This is a genomic window from Simiaoa sunii, assembly GCF_014337175.1.
Taxonomy (GTDB): Bacteria; Bacillota; Clostridia; order Lachnospirales; family Lachnospiraceae; genus Acetatifactor; species Acetatifactor intestinalis.
The window spans coordinates 3,005,747-3,024,480 of the sequence record NZ_CP060633.1 but is presented as its reverse complement, the minus strand read 5'-3'; the positions used below and the strand labels follow the sequence as shown (position 1 = coordinate 3,024,480).

Annotated in this window: 18 protein-coding genes; 17 read left to right on the top strand and 1 reads right to left on the bottom strand. The window is 39.5% G+C overall.

Annotated elements, in window-relative coordinates:
* Positions 1-83: 83 nt before the first annotated feature.
* From H9Q77_RS13980 to H9Q77_RS13950, 7 genes are all read left to right on the top strand, one after another.
* On the top strand, positions 84-1,124 hold the full coding sequence (locus H9Q77_RS13980; protein ID WP_022154331.1) for a nucleoside-diphosphate sugar epimerase/dehydratase: 1,041 nt from the start codon (positions 84-86) through the stop codon (positions 1,122-1,124).
* Positions 1,124-2,242: a capsular polysaccharide biosynthesis protein CapF gene (locus H9Q77_RS13975; protein WP_022154332.1), complete on the top strand. Its 1,119-nt coding sequence runs from the start codon at positions 1,124-1,126 to the stop codon at positions 2,240-2,242. The genes H9Q77_RS13980 and H9Q77_RS13975 overlap by 1 nt, the downstream gene beginning before the upstream one ends.
* 28 nt (positions 2,243-2,270) lie before the next feature.
* Positions 2,271-3,437, top strand: coding sequence for a non-hydrolyzing UDP-N-acetylglucosamine 2-epimerase (gene wecB / locus H9Q77_RS13970; RefSeq protein ID WP_022154333.1), 1,167 nt, complete (start codon positions 2,271-2,273; stop codon positions 3,435-3,437).
* Between the two features lie 80 nt (positions 3,438-3,517).
* Positions 3,518-3,688 carry a hypothetical protein gene (locus tag H9Q77_RS13965; protein WP_249325951.1) on the top strand — a complete coding sequence of 57 codons (171 nt, stop codon included), beginning with the start codon at positions 3,518-3,520 and terminating at the stop codon, positions 3,686-3,688.
* A gap of 193 nt (positions 3,689-3,881) precedes the next feature.
* Positions 3,882-4,244, top strand: coding sequence for a hypothetical protein (locus tag H9Q77_RS13960; RefSeq protein ID WP_249325950.1), 363 nt, complete (start codon positions 3,882-3,884; stop codon positions 4,242-4,244).
* On the top strand, positions 4,241-4,609 hold the full coding sequence (locus H9Q77_RS13955; RefSeq protein WP_154498893.1) for a hypothetical protein: 369 nt from the start codon (positions 4,241-4,243) through the stop codon (positions 4,607-4,609). The genes H9Q77_RS13960 and H9Q77_RS13955 overlap by 4 nt, the downstream gene beginning before the upstream one ends.
* 180 nt (positions 4,610-4,789) lie before the next feature.
* Complete coding sequence (locus H9Q77_RS13950; protein WP_154498895.1) at positions 4,790-6,382, top strand: hypothetical protein; 1,593 nt, start codon at positions 4,790-4,792, stop codon at positions 6,380-6,382.
* A 523-nt stretch (positions 6,383-6,905) separates the two neighbouring features.
* Here H9Q77_RS13950 and H9Q77_RS13945 read toward each other — a convergent pair.
* Positions 6,906-7,763, bottom strand: coding sequence for a sigma factor (locus tag H9Q77_RS13945; protein WP_249325949.1), 858 nt, complete (start codon positions 7,761-7,763; stop codon positions 6,906-6,908).
* Positions 7,764-7,910: 147 nt separating this feature from the next.
* On the opposite strand from H9Q77_RS13945, the gene H9Q77_RS13940 reads away from it, so the two are divergent.
* The 10 genes from H9Q77_RS13940 (at position 7,911) to H9Q77_RS13895 (ending at position 18,719) form a co-directional block, all read left to right on the top strand.
* Complete coding sequence (locus H9Q77_RS13940; protein ID WP_249325948.1) at positions 7,911-8,405, top strand: hypothetical protein; 495 nt, start codon at positions 7,911-7,913, stop codon at positions 8,403-8,405.
* 149 nt (positions 8,406-8,554) lie between these two features.
* Complete coding sequence (locus tag H9Q77_RS13935) at positions 8,555-9,163, top strand: hypothetical protein (RefSeq protein ID WP_249325947.1); 609 nt, start codon at positions 8,555-8,557, stop codon at positions 9,161-9,163.
* A 410-nt stretch (positions 9,164-9,573) separates the two neighbouring features.
* Complete coding sequence (locus tag H9Q77_RS13930; protein ID WP_022154340.1) at positions 9,574-10,794, top strand: hypothetical protein; 1,221 nt, start codon at positions 9,574-9,576, stop codon at positions 10,792-10,794.
* Between the two features lie 29 nt (positions 10,795-10,823).
* Positions 10,824-11,267, top strand: coding sequence for a hypothetical protein (locus tag H9Q77_RS13925; protein ID WP_022154341.1), 444 nt, complete (start codon positions 10,824-10,826; stop codon positions 11,265-11,267).
* Between the two features lie 340 nt (positions 11,268-11,607).
* Complete coding sequence (locus H9Q77_RS13920) at positions 11,608-11,763, top strand: hypothetical protein (RefSeq protein WP_249325946.1); 156 nt, start codon at positions 11,608-11,610, stop codon at positions 11,761-11,763.
* A gap of 228 nt (positions 11,764-11,991) precedes the next feature.
* On the top strand, positions 11,992-13,386 hold the full coding sequence (locus tag H9Q77_RS13915) for an SAM-dependent methyltransferase (protein ID WP_249325945.1): 1,395 nt from the start codon (positions 11,992-11,994) through the stop codon (positions 13,384-13,386).
* 17 nt (positions 13,387-13,403) lie between these two features.
* On the top strand, positions 13,404-15,695 hold the full coding sequence (locus H9Q77_RS13910) for a sensor histidine kinase (RefSeq protein ID WP_249325944.1): 2,292 nt from the start codon (positions 13,404-13,406) through the stop codon (positions 15,693-15,695).
* Between the two features lie 15 nt (positions 15,696-15,710).
* A complete protein-coding gene (locus H9Q77_RS13905; protein ID WP_249325943.1) occupies positions 15,711-16,319 on the top strand; it encodes a chemotaxis protein in 609 nt (202 codons plus the stop codon).
* A gap of 17 nt (positions 16,320-16,336) precedes the next feature.
* Positions 16,337-16,918: an HNH endonuclease gene (locus H9Q77_RS13900; RefSeq protein ID WP_249325942.1), complete on the top strand. Its 582-nt coding sequence runs from the start codon at positions 16,337-16,339 to the stop codon at positions 16,916-16,918.
* A gap of 196 nt (positions 16,919-17,114) precedes the next feature.
* On the top strand, positions 17,115-18,719 hold the full coding sequence (locus H9Q77_RS13895; protein WP_249325941.1) for an ArnT family glycosyltransferase: 1,605 nt from the start codon (positions 17,115-17,117) through the stop codon (positions 18,717-18,719).
* Positions 18,720-18,734: the final 15 nt, after the last annotated feature.

The following is an 18,734-nucleotide window of genomic DNA, read 5'->3' as shown; positions in this document are numbered from 1 at the left end:
TAAACTAGTAATTTCATAAAGAGCAGAAACGAGATAGGCAATTAGTAAATAATTATATGAAAATATAGATAAGGAGACAACAAATGTTTACAGGTAAGACATTATTAATCACAGGCGGTACAGGTTCTTTTGGTAATGCAGTGCTCAACAGATTTCTGGCAACGGATATTGGCGAGATTCGTATATTTTCTCGTGACGAGTTGAAACAAGACGATATGCGCCATTTCTATCAGCGCGAATATCCCGAGTACAGTAACAAACTGAAATTTTATATTGGTGATGTACGTGATCCGCAGAGTATCCAGAAGGCTATGCACGGCGTAGACTATATTTTCCATGCAGCAGCTCTGAAACAGGTTCCTTCTTGCGAGTTTTTCCCTATTGAAGCGGTGAAGACGAATGTATTAGGAACGGAGAATGTGCTCCAGGCAGCCATTGAAGCCGGTGTAAAGAAGGTTATTTGTCTGTCAACGGACAAAGCGGCTTATCCTGTCAATGCTATGGGAACCTCCAAAGCAATGATGGAGAAGGTTATCGTTGCGAAGTCGAGAACGGTGGATCCGAAGGAGACAAGCATCTGCTGTACCAGATATGGCAATGTCCTTTGCTCCAGAGGTTCGGTCATTCCTCTCTTTATCAGTCAGATTAAAGAGGGTAAGCCCCTTACCGTAACGGAGCCTGCCATGACTCGTTTCGTCATGAGCTTGGAAGAGGCAGTAGAATTGGTAGTATATGCCTTCCAGAATGCAGAGAGCGGTGACATTATGGTGCAGAAGGCACCTGCCTGCACTATTGGTGTATTGGCACAGGCTGTCAAGGAACTCTTCCATGCGCAGGATGAAGTGAAAGTGATTGGTATCCGCCATGGTGAGAAGATGTACGAGACGCTTTTGACCAATGAAGAATGTGCCCATGCAATTGATATGGGGAATTTCTATCGTGTTCCTGCGGACAAGAGAGACTTGAATTACGATAAGTACTTTACAGATGGTAATACGGAGAGAACCAAGCTGTCTGAGTTCAACTCCAACAATACCGAACTGATGAATGTGGACCAGGTGAAGGAGAAGTTGATGACCCTGTCCTATATTCGTGATGAACTTGCAAAGTGGGAGAAGCGATAATGAAGGTCTTGGTTACAGGAGCCAAAGGATTTATTGGTAAAAATCTGATTACAGAACTGGAACAGCGCGAAAATGTGGAAGTGTTGCCATTTGACATAGATACACCTCAGGAACTGCTGGAGCAATATTGTGCTGAATGTGATTTTGTATTTAATCTGGCTGGAGTAAACCGCCCGGAACATACGGAAGAATTTATGGAAGGAAATTTTGGCTTTGCCACTTCCTTGGTAGAGGCTCTTCGCAGAAATGGAAATACCTGCCCCATTATGAATTCTTCCTCGATTCAGGCAGCCTTGGAGAATCCTTACGGCAAGAGCAAGAAGGCCGGGGAGGACATGCTGTTTGCCTATGGACAAGAGGTGGGAGCAGAGATTTACATCTATCGCTTTCCAAATGTGTTTGGGAAATGGTGCCGCCCCAATTATAACAGTGCAGTAGCCACCTTTTGCCACAATATAGCCCATGGTTTGCCTATTCAAGTGAACGACAGAGGCACAGTGATGCATTTGGTCTATATCGATGACGTGGTGGAGGAACTCCTGCAGGCTCTGGATAGACATCCCCATGTAAATTTGGATGGATATTGCTTTGTGCCTGCGGTACACGAAGTGACCTTGGGGGAGATTGTGAATCTGCTGTACAGTTTCCGTGAGAGCCGCAATAACTTTATGATTCCCAATTTATGCGAAGGCAGTTTTGAGAAGAAGCTGTATAGTACATATCTTAGTTATCTGCCGGAACAGGAGTTTTCCTATCCGCTGACCATGCATGTAGATGAGAGAGGAAGCTTCACGGAAATCTTAAAGAGTGCAGACCGAGGACAGGTATCCATCAATATTTCCAAGCCTGGTATCACCAAAGGCAATCATTGGCATCATACCAAGAATGAAAAATTCATTGTGGTCAGTGGTAAGGGCTTAATCCGTTTCCGCAAGCATGGTAGTGAGGAGATTATTGAATATCATGTTAGTGGAGAGAAGCTGGAAGTGGTCGACATTCCTACAGGGTATACGCATTCCATTGTGAATGAAGGAGATACAGATCTGGTAACACTGATGTGGTGTAATGAATGCTTTAATCCGGGCAAACCGGATACGATATATGAGCCGGTGGAATGAAGAAAAGGATAGACAGAGGAGCGAAAGAATGGTTTCATTTAAGGATAATGGAAAATTAAAGCTGTTAATCATTGTGGGAACACGTCCGGAGATTATTCGTCTGGCGGCCACCATCAATAAATGTAGGAAATATTTTGATACAATTCTGGCACATACAGGACAGAATTATGATTACAATTTGAATGGTATTTTCTTCCATGATTTGAAACTGGATGACCCGGATGTCTATCTGGATGCGGTAGGAGATGACCTTGGGGCGACGGTTGGTAATATCATCAACTATTCTTACAAGCTCATGAACCAGATTAAACCAGACGCTTTGCTAATCCTTGGCGATACCAACAGCTGCTTGTCCGCTATTGCAGCCAAGCGTCTGCATATCCCCATTTTCCATATGGAAGCTGGAAACAGATGTAAGGATGAGTGTCTGCCGGAGGAAACTAATCGTAGAATCGTTGATATTATATCAGATGTAAATATGGCATATTCTGAACATGCTAGAAGATATCTGGCAGAGTGCGGATTGCCTAAGGAGAGAACCTATGTGACAGGCTCTCCTATGGCAGAAGTTTTACATCAGAATCTGGCTGAGATTGAGAACTCAGATATTTTACAGAAATTGAATCTTGAGAAGAAAAAGTATATTTTGTTATCTGCACATCGTGAAGAGAATATCGATACGGATGAGAACTTCAATTCTTTGTTCAATGCGGTGAACAAGCTTGCAGAGAAATATGATATGCCCATTCTATATTCCTGCCATCCCAGAAGCCGCAAACGTCTGGAAAATTCCGGATTTGAATTGGATTCTCGTGTGATTCGCCACGAGCCCTTAGGTTTTCATGATTACAACAACCTGCAGATGAATGCGTTTGCGGTAGTATCTGATTCAGGAACCTTGCCGGAGGAATCCAGCTTTTTCACCAGCATCGGCAAGCCCTTCCCCGCAGTGTGCATCCGTACCTCCACCGAGAGACCGGAGGCATTGGATAAGGCCTGCTTTATTCTGGCGGGTATCTCGGAGAAGACGCTCTTACAGGCAGTGTCTACCGCCATTGACATGGTAGAAGAGGGTGACAATGGAATTCCCGTGCCGGACTATGTGGAAGAGAATGTAAGTACGAAAGTTGTAAAGATTATCCAGTCTTATACCGGAGTGGTGGATAAGATGGTATGGAGAAAGACCCAGGAATAAGGACTGAAGTATTCTAAGAAACTCAATCATTTTGTGCAGGATATGGAAAGAGGAGTCAGACGAACACAGAACAGATGGGAATGAAAGAGCGAGAAATTAGCTTAGTTGACTTAATTGCAGAAATTTTGCTGCGCTGGAGAACACTATTGTTTGTTATGGCAATCGGTGGTTTACTGCTTGGTACTGTAAGTTATATGCGGTCTGCATCTACAGTGGAAGTACAAAATGCGGAGCTGAAAGCGAAGGAGTAGCTTTGGGCAGAGCAAGAAGGTCTATCTGCAGAAGAAAAATGGGAGACAGGCCGTCTGCTTCTGGAAGAACAGTTGACAGACACGCAGATTAGCAACGTAGTTACTGCAATACGATATGAAGGATTATATGAGCAGAGTTTGGAATATAAGGAGCAGTCTGTTCTGATGCAGATAGACCCGAATCAAGTTCAACGTGGAGATATTTATTACGTTATTGATTCAGGCAGATGGAATGGAGCAGACCTATAATGCTGAAAAGATATACGAAGAGCTTCTGACAAGCACTGAAATGTTAGAATATGTGCAGAATCAGTGTGGAATGGCACAGGAGGTAGGCGAACTTATTACGGTTGGCACTGCTTCAGGATTCACTTCTGATAGACTGTTGCCGGAAGAAAGAGATTCTATCAGCGTACAGATTGTTCACAATGATGCCGACATTTGCAAAAATATGATGAATGCAGTAATCTCCTATGTAGAGACAAAGGAGACAGAATTACAGTCCGTTATTGGTGAACATGTGATTACGATTGTAGCGCAGTCTCAAGGATTTTGAAGCTTCGTTATCATAACAGTCGTCAATTTACGACAGAGGAGGCAATTACTCTGGCTTCCACTGCGGTGAAAATGGCGGCGAAGAAACGTACATTGAAGGAAGTTTACCTCCTAGGATGTAATGTGACGGGAGATACCCTGCAGAAATGTGAACAAATCAGCAAGAATTTGCATGAGGAAAGTATTTGCGTACAGATTCTGAGCAATGTGCTCTATGATGCAGAAGCAATGGAAAAGCTTGAGAATGCCAAAGGCATCGTGCTGGTGGAAACAGCAGGCTCTACGATGTATGAAGAAGTTGTAAAAGAGCTTCAGTTAATGAGCAGACAGAACATTTGTGTATTGGGCGGAATTCTGGTGGAATAAGCTGAATCAAGCAATACATGATTATTGAAATTAAGACATTGAGCTGGTCAGAAGCGAAGCCGAGATTCAGAAAGTAGTTGTGACCGGTGTGCAAGATTATGCGCATTAGAGATTCATTTGATTGTGACATTTTCAGGTAGATTAAAATGCTGGGAGCAGTAGTAGTGGGGGAAACCGTGTATGATAGAGAAGTGCAGGCAAATAGGTAAAAATAGTTGGAATAGATGGCTCTATATCATTTGTGTTTTGATGCTGGGCTTAATGGATCAGAGACGTGGCAGTGCCACCGGTGACGTACAGATGATGTTCGGAAACTTGTTGGGCTTGGTCTTGGCAGCGATGCTAATCCCCTCTCTGGATAGAAAGAGATTTCTTTGTAAGTTGTATGCCTTGACGATACCGGTTGATCTTGCTTTCACTGTGATACTTTGCGTGCTTGGTAGATATTTTTTTTATTTTCAGAATGTTTGGATATCTGGGGTGCTGAATTTTACCGTATGGATGATGTTGTGGGTTTATATAATCAGCAATCGAGCAGAACTACGGATAAAAGATAAACTGAAGGAGCCCTTTGCGCTGGCACTGATGGTGTTGCTTGTGCTGATGCAGCTCTCAAAGAATGGAAGAGTATTGCCGGCATGGTTTTTGATGATATTTGTCGGATTCTATTTGCTGTTAGACAGAGACGAGATTCCAGAGATACTTAACAGCATGATGAATGGAATCATCCTGTGGTTCTGTCTCCAACAGATTATTGCATTTGGCTTCAGACCCTATGACTATGCAAGGTATCGGGGCATGTATTCCGGGGTAACCCAGAACGGAATGCATTATATGTATGTTTTTACAGCGTTATGTCTGAAATACGTGATGCTGCTGAAGAAGGAGTGCAATAAGCTTTCAAAGACACTCTGTTTTGTTATGATAGCCGCACTATTTTCTTTTACGTTGTTTTCAGGAACCAAATCCGCACTGTTGGGGGAATTGGTGGTGCTAATGGTGGTTGCAATCAATATGCTGGTCATAAAAATTGATATATGGTACAGGTTGGCAGTAAAAGCTGTTATGTTTACAATATGTTTTGTGGTAATGGTTCCTGCTGTGTATGTGACTGTTCGTTATCTGCCAACCATCCTTCACCATCCGGTGTGGTTTGAGGGTGAGTACGAGGAAGGGAGAAGTGTATGCTCCTTCGATAATTGGGACAGTCCAAAATATATTACATTTCAGCAAGCAACAGAGTTTAACATTGGAAGAATAACTACTCTGTTTGGATTGAATTACAAAGAAATTTCCAATTGGGTAGAGACTCACTTTGGCGCAATCCGGGCAGAGGCGGCAGAACTGGGCGAGCCGGGGAGTAGCCCGGAAAATCCCTATGCGCTGACCTCAGAGGAATATTCAGGCCCGGACATTGCCAGGATGACCATATGGAAGTGGTATGCCGTTCGATTAAATCTTTATGGACACGCGGGGGGAGGATTCTGGTACGACAAGGGGACATATTTTGAGCAGGCTCATAATATGCTCCTGCAGATGGCATACGATTATGGCATACCGGCAGGGATTCTTTTTTTGCTTATATGTGTGTATAGCCTCTTGTCTATACTCAGATATCATGAGTGGGAAGATATCATGATGCGTGTTTTCCTTCTCCCGGTGTTTGTGTTTGGAATGTTTGATATGGTACTGGTGTACGGGGAGATGTCTGTTTCGATTATGGGGATTATGTTCTGTTTCATTGCGATGAGAAATAGAACAAAACTCCTATAGCGGGTCTCCAAAGTTTAGTAGGGTTTCCCGAAGCTTTTTAGGGTCAATTAGTGGGGACAGACGCTAAAAATGGTTGAGTTTTTTAGGGTCATTCCGTAGGGGCAAGCTAAAATTGAACCAAAGAGATATTATCAGGCCGGTCTTTTGACCTGCCTGATCTGTTGTGCAACGGTAAGTACGTAATCATCTGCAATTTGCGCCGGCCGCCGGTCGGTGATGCGTTGACCAGCGGTCGCCTGGCGCTATGAACAGTCAATTATTTATCAGTTTTTTTTGTATTAATTACCACTGTATAATGCTTGGTTGCGCGCTTCATGATAGCATTTGCGGAAACCTCATCATTACACAGCTAGATAACTGCCATAATACCAGAAAAGTCACATGCGAAAATGTAAGAAAAGGAGAAGCTATGATTCCTATAATTTTTGCAGACCAATTGTATTTTTTAGACCAATACCCTATTGAAAATTTCAGGTAAAGAAATGCTGATCATGTCAAGTAATACGAAAGGGACGGATATACTTCAAAACTTAAGAGCAGTGAAGTGGCGGAGGAAACGTAATAGCGTTTTATCCTGCATATCCGGAATGCAAGCATTGTCATATAGATACCTGGATAGTTCAGGGAAGAGAGCCAGGCAGGCATTACGCAATGGCTTGACCGGATGTGGATTTTCATTGCGGAAATAGGTGTAGCCATCTATTTCTATGTAGGAAATATAGTTAAACAGAAAAAGTAGAAGGAGACGATCGTTTCCTTCTTTTTTTTCGATATAATTTTTGATGATAGTATAGGTAGCCTGGTCATCTATACTATGCCATACAGAGTCGCAATCGGACTGCACCGCATACAGCAGTAATTCCGGAGAATATTGATCCAGATAGACCGGATTTTGCAGCTGATAATATTCAAGGTGCTTTTTAAAAGATTTTGAGGAAAGCGGATTTTTAGGGTATTTTTTATTGTACAGAGCATTCAAATGATCCGGATCCTCGTTTCCGGTAAGATCTTCCTCGGACAATACTTTTTGGATGTGGGAATTGATCAGATTGTCATATTGTGAGCTACCATGCTCTTTGGCCACATAATCACTGAAGGTATGCTGCAGATATGGAACCAGTGCCGTGGTTAGTCTGCCCCGTTTCGGGTCATAGGAATGGAGGACATCTATGAAAGTGAGGGCACACTCCTGCAGTATATCTTCAAAATTAATAAAAGTACTATTAGAGAAGTAGCGCCGGCACTGATCCGCTAAGAAGGCCTGATATTTTTCCAACAGATATGCCAGGATCGCGGAGGATTCTTCGCGAGAGGTAGTGGGAGAGTTGAATTTTTCAATTAATTCTGTTTCCGGTATTTTATCAAAATAAGAGGATTCCATCAAATAAGCTCCAATATATAACTACATTTATTATGTTAGAATATTAATATAATTTATGCATTTTTGCAAGAAAACTTGAAAAAATTATTGATTTTAATAAAGAGGAAGAGTAGACTGGATACAATAGCATGATCGGAGGAATGAAAAATGCGCTTCAATTATACTTATAGAATTACTTATGGCTCAGGGCAGTGCTGTGACAGATCCAGGGAGCAGCTGACAATAGAAATTACCCGGGAGCAATATGGCAGGATCATAGAAAAGGTAATACAGGGCTGTACGATCAGTGAAGTGCCCGGAATAGAGGAATTGGTGAAGGATATGGAGGAGCAGGTCCGCTTTGTAGACAGGTGGGATAATCTGGATGGCTCCCACCGGAAGACACCATTGAAGAAAGAGAGAGACATAGCAAAGATAGAGCTGTTGATGCCTGAGGACGAGATACGACGTATCAGTAAAATGAAGAATCCGATGGAGATTCTGACGAGACCTACGGAACAAATAACTCTGCATCGAAGCGATGGATCCTATGTGGTCCTTAGTACAGAACAGGGACGGGTGAAGCTGGAGGATTCTAGGAAGAATGGGATGGCCATGTTGATGGATACGGATCAGTTCCTGAACCTGGTTGTCAGGTGGTAGAGGATTAGTTTTAGGCATGTGATTAGAGTTACACAGTTAGCTAACTGCCATAATACCAGAAAAATCACAGGGGAAATGTGAGAAAGGGAGAGGCTAGGTAATGTGAAATATGTATACAAAGCGAACAAAAGATAAACGGAGGAGTCTGGATGGAAGCTGTTGCTAATCTGCTGGAATTGATAGTGGAGCTTTTGAAGCGGAATTATAAAAAGCCAAAACTTTGGATTGGAATAATAGGAACTCTGATATGTATTATCTTGATATTTCCCTATATTGATTCCAATACATTTTACTATTCCAGAATGGAGAAACGAATAAGCATATTGGAGCATCTAACGCAATTAGATGAAAGTAAGATTAATAGTAATCCGGTGTATCGAGAGGAATATGAGAGTATTTTACAGGAAATTGCAATGCAGAGAGATAGATCGGTAAATTCACTGGTTACCGGATTGGTAGATGAGGTGAATTCATCATTGGCAGCAGGAAAGAATCAGGGGAATAGGGTTATAAAGTTTATATCCGGGGCTATATGGTTTTTAATTGTTACGATATGTGTCCCGTTTATGAATACTTTTAAGAAACGAAGTGATAAATTGGTGGCATTGGTTGTGATGATCATATTATCAACGGTAGTAGGCTGCATATTTATGGCAATACCGATCATTTATAAGCCATGGATAAATTATTTTGTAATACCAATTGCTCAATTAATACTTGCTGTTGCGCTGACCACAAAGAAGGATAAGAAAGCCTGATTTGTGTTTAAGGAGTAGTTAAAGACAGAGAAATATAAAAGGAACTCAGATTTTTGAGTTCCTTTTTGCATTATTATGCAGATAACGCCACAGCGGGAATAATGGGAACTACATCATATTTTCCGGAGATGCTTGGAGATATCAAGAAAAAATAAAAAGCAGGCGAAGCTATTGAAAAGTACTTGTTGTGGAGCATTTGCTATTGTAGAATAAAAATTGATAATATAAGTCTAGGTAGAGTGGATGCATATACCAATATTATAAATAAATATCAATTGAATAGAGATACACTGGAGAAATTGGTAAAGTGTATTTCCTAATGGTTGGGTATCTTTGCCTTTTTGTTATGAATTGGAAAAGTTCACAGGTGATTTGCTTATATGACATAAAAAACAGGGAGGAAAATCATTATGATACAGGTTGTGACCTACGATGGAAAAGATACAAAATATGACGGTGAAGAGATGGCTCAATACTCGTTGCATGATATACGTTCTTTAGATGAATACGAAATTGATGTTATTGATTTGTCGAGTCCATATATTTGGTATTCCAGTGGTAAAACAGCGAATAGTGTAAATATAAGCAACGATTTAAAAAGCGTAATAGGCATGATTGATAATAGTCGAAATGCATATGTGGTGATTATACTGCCTCAAAATGAAGTGTTTTATTATAATAAATATGATAAAAGGTATTTGAATAATACAGAGTTGAAAGACATATTATATTCATTACAAAATAATATTTTGTCGAAATTATTTGATTCCTTTGCTGGAATATCGCTTACTTATGAAAATACGAGATCTAATGTAGGCAGTATGGAATATGAAGCAGCTTTCTACTTTGAGGGAAATGCTTTTTGGGATACTGAATTTGTTATAAGGTCCATTAAGAGTAAAAAGCCAACCGTAATGCGGAATAATAGGATTTATATAACTACGCTTAAGATAGTTAATGCAGATAGTTTGATGAATTTACTTGATGGAATTGGAACATTAGAGAAAGAGGAAGCGGCACCAAAGTGGATTTCGGAAATAAAAATGTTTGATGATATTGAACAGGAAACAAAAATTTCAGAATGGCAAAATGAAGTGGAGAAAATAGAGAATCATATAGAATGTTCCCAAAATAAATTAGCTGACAATGTGCGGTTAAAATCAATATTATATACATCCGGAGACAGATTGGTTGAAGTCGTTTTTAAAATCTTAGAGGAACTAATGGGATGTGATCTCTCTGGATTTGTAGATAACAAAAAGGAAGATTTTTTGTTTGAAATAGATGATAATGTCTTTATTGGTGAAATAAAGGGCGTTAGACATAATGTAAAAAATGAAAATATATCACAGTTAGATGTTCATTTTCAAGGTTATTTGGATGAGCATGAAGAAAAGGATCCTAATAGTGTAAAGGCGCTGTTAATTATGAATCATCAAAATAATAAAGCACCTAAGGATAGAGAACCGGTAAAAGACACACAGATAAATTTGGCAAAGAGGAATGGAAGTTTAATAATTGAAACAACGGTTCTTTTAAAATTGCTAGAGGAGTATAGAAGTGGTAAAAAGACTAGAGAAATGATAATTAATATGATTAAAAACAGTAGCGGATTGTTGAAAATGGAATAATAGGATTGTATTGTTTGGAGAAGTACTATATGAATAATTTGATGTATGCAATGGAACATTCATATTCCGAGATGAAAATAGAAATAGATCAAATATTGAAGAAGAAAGATTATACAACCGAAGATGAGAACAGCATCTTTTATGCCGTAGGACAGTGTCTTCATGCAATGTTAGATTATGCAGAACGTATCCGGAGTAATGATTTGGACAAGGATACACTGGATGCATTTAAATATGCTAATAATGGTTTGAAGCATGGGATAGAAGTAGAAACGATCACAAAGCCCACTAGCGGAATAACATTTCCTATTCAGTTTCCGCTTGAGATTCCAGTCAGAAGGATTATATGGAAAGTAAAGTGGGATGCGAGGAGCAAACGACAGGAGGAAATGTATCTAAAGCATCTTGATGGTAAAGATGTTGTGAGCACATGTGGAGAGTTTATAGAGCGATTGAAGGAATATTCAATATAAAAAGCAAGAGACATTGCAGTCGTTGGTCATATCAGGATATTTCGTAATGGTCTTACGGTCATGACCGGTTTCAGTAATGATTTCAGGGATAGTTTACCCTTGCTCGTAATAGAGCTGTCTGATAGAATGATTATTTTGCTTGATTTATTTGCAAAGCTTTGTATAATAAAAATAAAAACTTAAATTTAAACAACACACAAAATAAAAACCAAAATCAGAAAATAATTAATCAAATTTAAACACAACTTATCGAAAACATAACAACTTGAAAAAATCACATGAACTTACTTATTTCTGTCACTGTTAACCCGTAACAATTTTCTGAAAGGTGGTGCTTCTTATGGAGGCAATTTTGGGAGTTGTTTTTGCATTGGTTTTATCTGCTTTGATCATTATTGGTGTTATAACCATTTTACATAAATGCTTAAAGGATAAACGACATGATGTAAAAATAAAAACAAAATACTTCGATATTGAAATAACTCAGCATGAGTAATATATAGTATAAGGGCAGTTATAGACCGTAAAGGTTTGTAACTGTCCTTTTTTAGTGTATGGGCTTTAGCCTGTCGAACATATTGGTTGCCCTATGTATCTACGATAATGATTATAACGGCACTTTTATGAGCAGCGAGATCTTCACTCCGAAATCCAGGTTCGCAATCCTTTGTGTTTTCTGATATAATATAATTGCAGTACAATAAACGAGAGACGAGGAAACAGAATGTCCAATAATTGTCAAATACCTACTCCAATTCAATATGTTAAGACGATGTTGGATTATGCAGGGTATCAAAAGGGTTTATATGGGAAAAAAATATTGGAGAATTCTTGCGGAGAAGGAAATGTTCTATGTGAGATTGCAAGAAGATATGTCAAGGATGCCATGAATTTGGGATATTCGAAGACAAGAATAGTTGCTGGACTGGAAAGAGATATTGAAGCCTATGAAACAGATAAAGAAAAAATAGAAATATGCATGGAAAGACTAAATGCTGTTTTAAGGGAATATGACATTGAGGGAGTGAGATGGAATATACATAATAGTGATTATCTGAAAGCACGAACGAAGAAATATTCTTATGTGATCGGAAATCCTCCATATATAACGTATCATGACATGAGTGAGAAACAGAGAAAGTGGTTGAAGAAAAAATTTAAATCATGTAAGAGAGGGAGATTTGATTATTGTTATGCTTTCATAGAAAAAAGCCTGAATTCATTGGCTACAAATGGGATTTTAGTGTATCTTGTTCCCTATAGTATTATAAAGAATAAATTTGCTTCGGACTTGAGAAAGATAATGATACGGTATGTGACGGAAATATATGATTATAGTGGGATCAAAATTTTCCCGGAAGCGATCACATCTTCTATCATAATAAAATGCAATAATCAGACGAATGGGAAGGAGATACAATTTTTCCCTGCAAAGAACAGCAAAATGCAAAAGTATGATAGAAATAAGTTAGATGATAAATGGTCGTTTGAAAAAGTCGAAAAAAAAGAGCGACATTTTGACGATTATTTTGAGATATGCAATAGTGTTGCGACACTTTTGAATGAGGCCTTTTTACTGAAAAAATATGAAGAGACTGACGATTATATTATAGCGGAAGGCTTTCAAATAGAAAAAAAACTTGTATATCCGGCAATTAGTACCAAAAGTGTTAATAAGAAATATCTTATTATTTTTCCTTATAGTTACAAAGGCGGTAGAATAATCCATTATGATGTGGAAGAATTCGAAAGAAAATTTCCTGGTGCAACTAATTATTTGAGGAACTATTATGATAAATTAAGTAAGCGGAAAAAAGATCAGAAAGCTCAATGGTTCGAATATGGAAGAAGTCAGGCATTAAACAAGGTATTTGGAAGAAAATTAGTAATGCCAATGGTAATTACGAATAGTGTGAACATTAACTATGGTGGAAAAAATGAAATTCCATATGCCGGATACTTTATAAGATGCCGCAGAGGATCTGGTCTGCAGTTGAAAGATGCTAAGAAAATATTAGAAAGTCCTCATTTTTATGATTATGTGCAAAAACATGGAACACCTACGACTCCGTCTTCTTACCGTATTTCGGTAGACGATATTAAAAAATATAAGTTTTAGATAACAGGAGATAATAAATGGCAAAAATACCTTTCAACGTAGATGCATATACAGCGAGATTGATTGGACGTGAAAATGTGTCCAAGCTGGATGGAGCAATTATTGAACTGATTAAAAATACTTATGATGCAGATGCGAGCATATGTATTCTTTACTATGATAATGTGACAGATAGCCTGTATCTGGCGGATAACGGAGTAGGGATGACTTATGACATCATAAAAAGGCATTGGATGACCATTGGCCGATCTTCGAAAAAGGCCACTTATGTGACGGATTCAGGGAGAATTCAGACAGGGGCAAAAGGAATTGGCAGATTTGCATTGGATCGGATAGCAGATCGCTGCACGATGCTTACAGGGACAGGAGAGAGTGAAAAAAAGATTATCTGGTCTGTAGACTGGGCGGAATTTCGTGGAGACATGAATATAACGGAGGTAAATGCGGATATCGATGACTCGGATCTTTCGTTTGATGCATTTATGGAAGGATGTACAAATAGAGAAGTAATAAAGCTCATTCGTAGTCAGTGGGGGAAACATGGAACGATATTTAAGATGGCATCTTTGCGAGAACAATGGAATGAAGATCTGATTAAAAACCTGAGAGAGAATTTATCAAGTTTAATTCCGTATGAATTATCTGATATATATAAAATATATTGTTTTGATAATGAGTCTACTGTGAAAAGTGCAGAGGTGTTTAGTAATATCGATTCCTTTGCTTATGATTATAAGATAGAATTTAATGTGGGAAGTAAGGATAATTCCTACGATATAGTATATAAAATATGGAGAGATGAATTTTCCTTTGGCGCAGAAGAGGATAGGATATTAGAAGAAGCCGGGCTATTGAATGAAAAGAAATTTTTTCATGGGAATCCGGTGGTAAAGGAATGCAAATTCACGGATATAATAAGTGGTGTTTCGGAGGCAGAGATAGAGAAACTTGGTTCCTTTAGTGGCGTTTTATATTTTTCTAAAATTCAAACTACCAAAAAGGATCGGGAAAAATACTTTCAAAAGGATATAACAGGAAGAAAAGATGTAAGGGATACTTTCGGAGGTATTAAGATCTATAGGGACAGTTTCAGAGTGAGACCGTATGGGGACCCCAAGTCCTCGGCCTTTGACTGGCTACAGTTAGCTCGTAGAAAAAATGCTTCTCCGGCAGGCGTTGGTGATGACAAGGGAAATTGGAGAGTAAGTGCTGATCAAGTGTTGGGATCCATTTTCATCTCACGAATGAATGTAGCATTGCCAGATCAGTCTAATCGAGAAGGAATCGTGGAAACAAGGGAGTTTCGTCTGCTGAAAGAGTTCATTGAAAAAATAATAGGAGCTCTGGAACAAGACAGGCAGGGAGTATGCCGAAAACTGAGTGCGTATTATGCTAAAATGCATCCGACAGAGGGCATTGAGCAGGAAATCAAAGAAAAGGCGGAAAAGAAGAAAGAAAAGGCGGGCAGGAGTACCGTACGGCCGGCAGTAGTGGAAAACGGAACCCCGGAATTGACAGTAGATCCGGTTGCAGCGCAGACAGTAATTGATAGAAAAGATGAAGAAATTGAGGAACTGCAAAATGAGATAAAAATGCTTCGGGTATTAGCTACAACGGGAATAGTGACCAATACGTATATTCATGAATTTAAAACATTGTCGCATAAGTTAAATATGAAGATAGTTATGGCAAAAGAGGCTATTGATCTGTACCATGATATCAAGGAAGCCAGTGAATACATTGATCAGGCAAATGATATTAGGAAAGCGTTCAATTCATGGTTCCAAGTTACCATAGAGGCGGTAAAAAATGATAAGAGAAAGCGAAGAAAAGTAGATATTACAATGGTAATATCTAAATTGGCGGATTCATGGAATCAAACGCTTCAAAGTAAAGGGATAAGAATAAACTTTTCTCGGGAAGAAGATACGGAAATTTTATTAAAGTGTTTTCCGTATGAGATAGAAACCATCATTAATAACCTTGTGACCAATAGCGTAGCCTCCTTTGAAAGTATAAAAAAAGAAGAAAAGCTAATAATAATTAAGGTTTATGAAGATGAGGAGTATGTTTGGATTGAGTATTCCGATACAGGTGCAGGGTTGATTGATAAATATAAAAACAATCCGGAAAAGATATTAGATGCATTTGAAACAAGCAAAAGAGATGCTGAAGGGGAATTAGTGGGAACCGGAATGGGAATGTGGATTGTGAACAATACTGTGATAGACTACAGAGGTAAAGTTGATTTACAAAAGAATAGGGAGACAACAGAAGGATTTTATGCTACAATTTCGTTAAAAAAGTAAGTTGGAGGAGTATGAATGTATACCATTGGATATATCGATGATGATAATGATTTAATATCCGATTATATAAAACGTCTGAAAGGACGGGATATAGACTTAAAGGTAGCCCCAACGGGTACAATGGCAGAAATTAAGCAATGGATAGTAAACCATAACATTGAATGTATGTTAATTGACTATCAGCTGAAAGCAAAATATGATTTTGTGGGAAACACATTGTTTTCCTATCTTTATGATGGATTGCCAGGACTTCCGTGTTTCATTTTGACAAGCTATACAGATAATTCGGTGAGCGAGAATACGGTTGTTAGTAAATGCATTATAGATAGAAGCATCCTGGATAAAACAGGGGAAGAATTTGAAGAATTTTGTGATATGTTGAAGCAGGCGGCCGAGGTATTCAAAACCAGTAAAAGCAAGTACTTTGAAAAATACAATGCATTGTACCAGAAGCATGTCGACGGGACAATTTTGCCGGAAGAGGAAGAGGAATTGCAGGCAGTTTTTAAAATCCTAAGAGCTTATGGCGATGTGGATGATATTTCATCACAGTTTCTTACGACGAAAGTAGATCAGGCATTAGATGCTGTGTTGGGGAAACTGGACAAACTGCTAAATAAATGATTTAGAGGTTAACAAGAGTGAGAATACACGGAGATAAAATAGTTACGAGAAGATCCGTTGTAGAAAAGCGGACTCCTTATGGTGAATACTTGGATATTTTAAGAGAAGATTTTGCGGGTATTTGCGGATATTGTGGAAAAAGCGAATATGTTACAAAAAATGCATTTGAGATAGATCATTTTATTCCAAGAAAATATGCACCGGAGTTAGAAGAGGATTATTCGAACATGGTATATTCATGCTATGAATGCAATAGAAAAAAGGCATCAAAATGGCCATCTAAAGATAAAAACAGACAATTTCTTGATGGCATTGGTTTTGTAGATCCTGTTTCTGAAGAATATGATGTGCATATGGAGCGTGATGCGCAAGGGAATATCATTGGAAAGACCGCAGCGGGACGATATATGGTTCAAGTAGGCTTTGAATTTGATAAGAGACCAATGCGGGAAATTTATAAAGCACTGCAGCTGATTGACAAAAAGCAACAGTTACGTAAAAAAATGCAAAATGTGTCAGATGATGAATTTCATGAATACATAGAAGTGGACCAACTATTAGAGCAACTTCAGCAAACACTGTTTACAAAGAAAGAATAATGACACATCGGTGACTGCAAATCGGGAAAACAAAAAGGAACTCAAATTTTTGAGTTCTTTTTTGAGTTGTTATTTTCCTAAAACATTTGGATGCCTTGAAATCAGTTATCTGAAATGTTATATTGAATCATGACAAACGCTTAAAAAATAAAGAGAAAAGTTATTATTATCCGGTAGGATGGGAGACACGCAGACCATGACAGAACAGAAAAAAAGGTATATGATCCTGGGCATATTTGTGGCAATGTTCCTTTTTGGAGCTTTTTTCCTGCGGGAGACCGGTGTTTATTTTGATGAGCATTCGGAAGAAGAGATTCTGTATATGAATATCTTGCAATATGGTGAGACGTTACAGATTTCGAAGATCACAAATTGGTTTCAATGGAAGGATGGGTATCGCTCGATCTGCGAATCTATAGAAAAAGATCATGGCAGCGCACCGTATTATCTGTGCGCACCGTTATTAATGAAGCTGGAGCAGCATCCGGAAGCGGCCAGGCTGCAGAGTGATGTATGGCATGCATATACGTATGCGCTGTTTTTCCTGGGTGTGATTTATATGTACCGGTTGTTGTGGGAGCTGTTCCGGGACAGAAGGACAGCATTGCTGGGAACACTTATGCTGTTTCTGACACCCAGGATATTTGCGGATGGATTATACAACAATAAAGATTCCGTATTGATGTCCCTGATCATTGTGATGTTATTTTACGGAATCCGCTTTTTGGAGCGTAAGGATTTCAAAAATGCATGTCTGCTGGGAATCTGCGCCGGATTCTGTGGGAATCTGAAGATCAGCGGGATCTATGTTTTTGCAATGATTGGCGGCTTTTATCTGCTGATCCTGACGAAAGAGAAAAAGTGGAGCGGGAAAACTTTTTTCGTGGGACTTACGGCAACAGTTGTCGGTTTCCTGAGTTATTTGGCATTGACTCCGGCTATCTGGGGGCAGGGATTTCATTTGTGGGAATTTCTGCTGTGGAACCTTTCAAACAGTACGAACTTTTCCAGAATGGACGGTAAGGTATTGTTTGACGGAACATGGTATGTGCATTCCACGAATCCTCTGCCATGGTATTATCTGCCGAAACTGATCGCCCTGACGATTCCGGTCTATCTCAGTGTTCTGCTGTGGAGCAGTATCGGCATCTGGATCTATAAAGGCAGAAAGCATCAATGGGATTTCGAGGATCGTAGCTATCCGCTGTTCGCACTGACCTCCGGGATTCCGGTGCTGGCCGCAATGCTGTGCGATCCGAATCTGTACAACGGGTGGCGGCATATGTATTTTATCTATGGACCGATGATCGTGATGATGGCTTATGCAGTGAGATATCTGTTGCAGCAACCGGAAATCCGTGCGAGAAGAATTGCAACTGCTATGCTGGTGGTGCTCATAGGATGTAACGGAGTGGGAATTGCACTGACGGGGCAGAGTTCCAGCGCTTATACGAATATTTTGGCAGGTGGTGATGCCTGTGGACGGTACGAGATGGATTATTATGGTGTGACGGCGAAGAAGGTTCTCAAAAGCCTTGTGGACCGGTATGGTGAGATCTGCATCAGATCGGACGGCTGTGGAGCCACGATCGTGAATTATTATGTGTTGCCGGCAGAATACCGGGAGAAGATTCGACTGGTATCTTCACAGGAGGAGATACAGGCTGCCGTGGCCCAGGGGAAACTGGTACTCGGATGTGTGAATCCGAGTTATGATATCCTGCCGGAGGGGGAGGATGTCGTATGGCTGGAAGATTGGAAGGCCTGGGGCAATACCTATATGAAGATTCGCAAATATTAAATAATGTGGTATGAT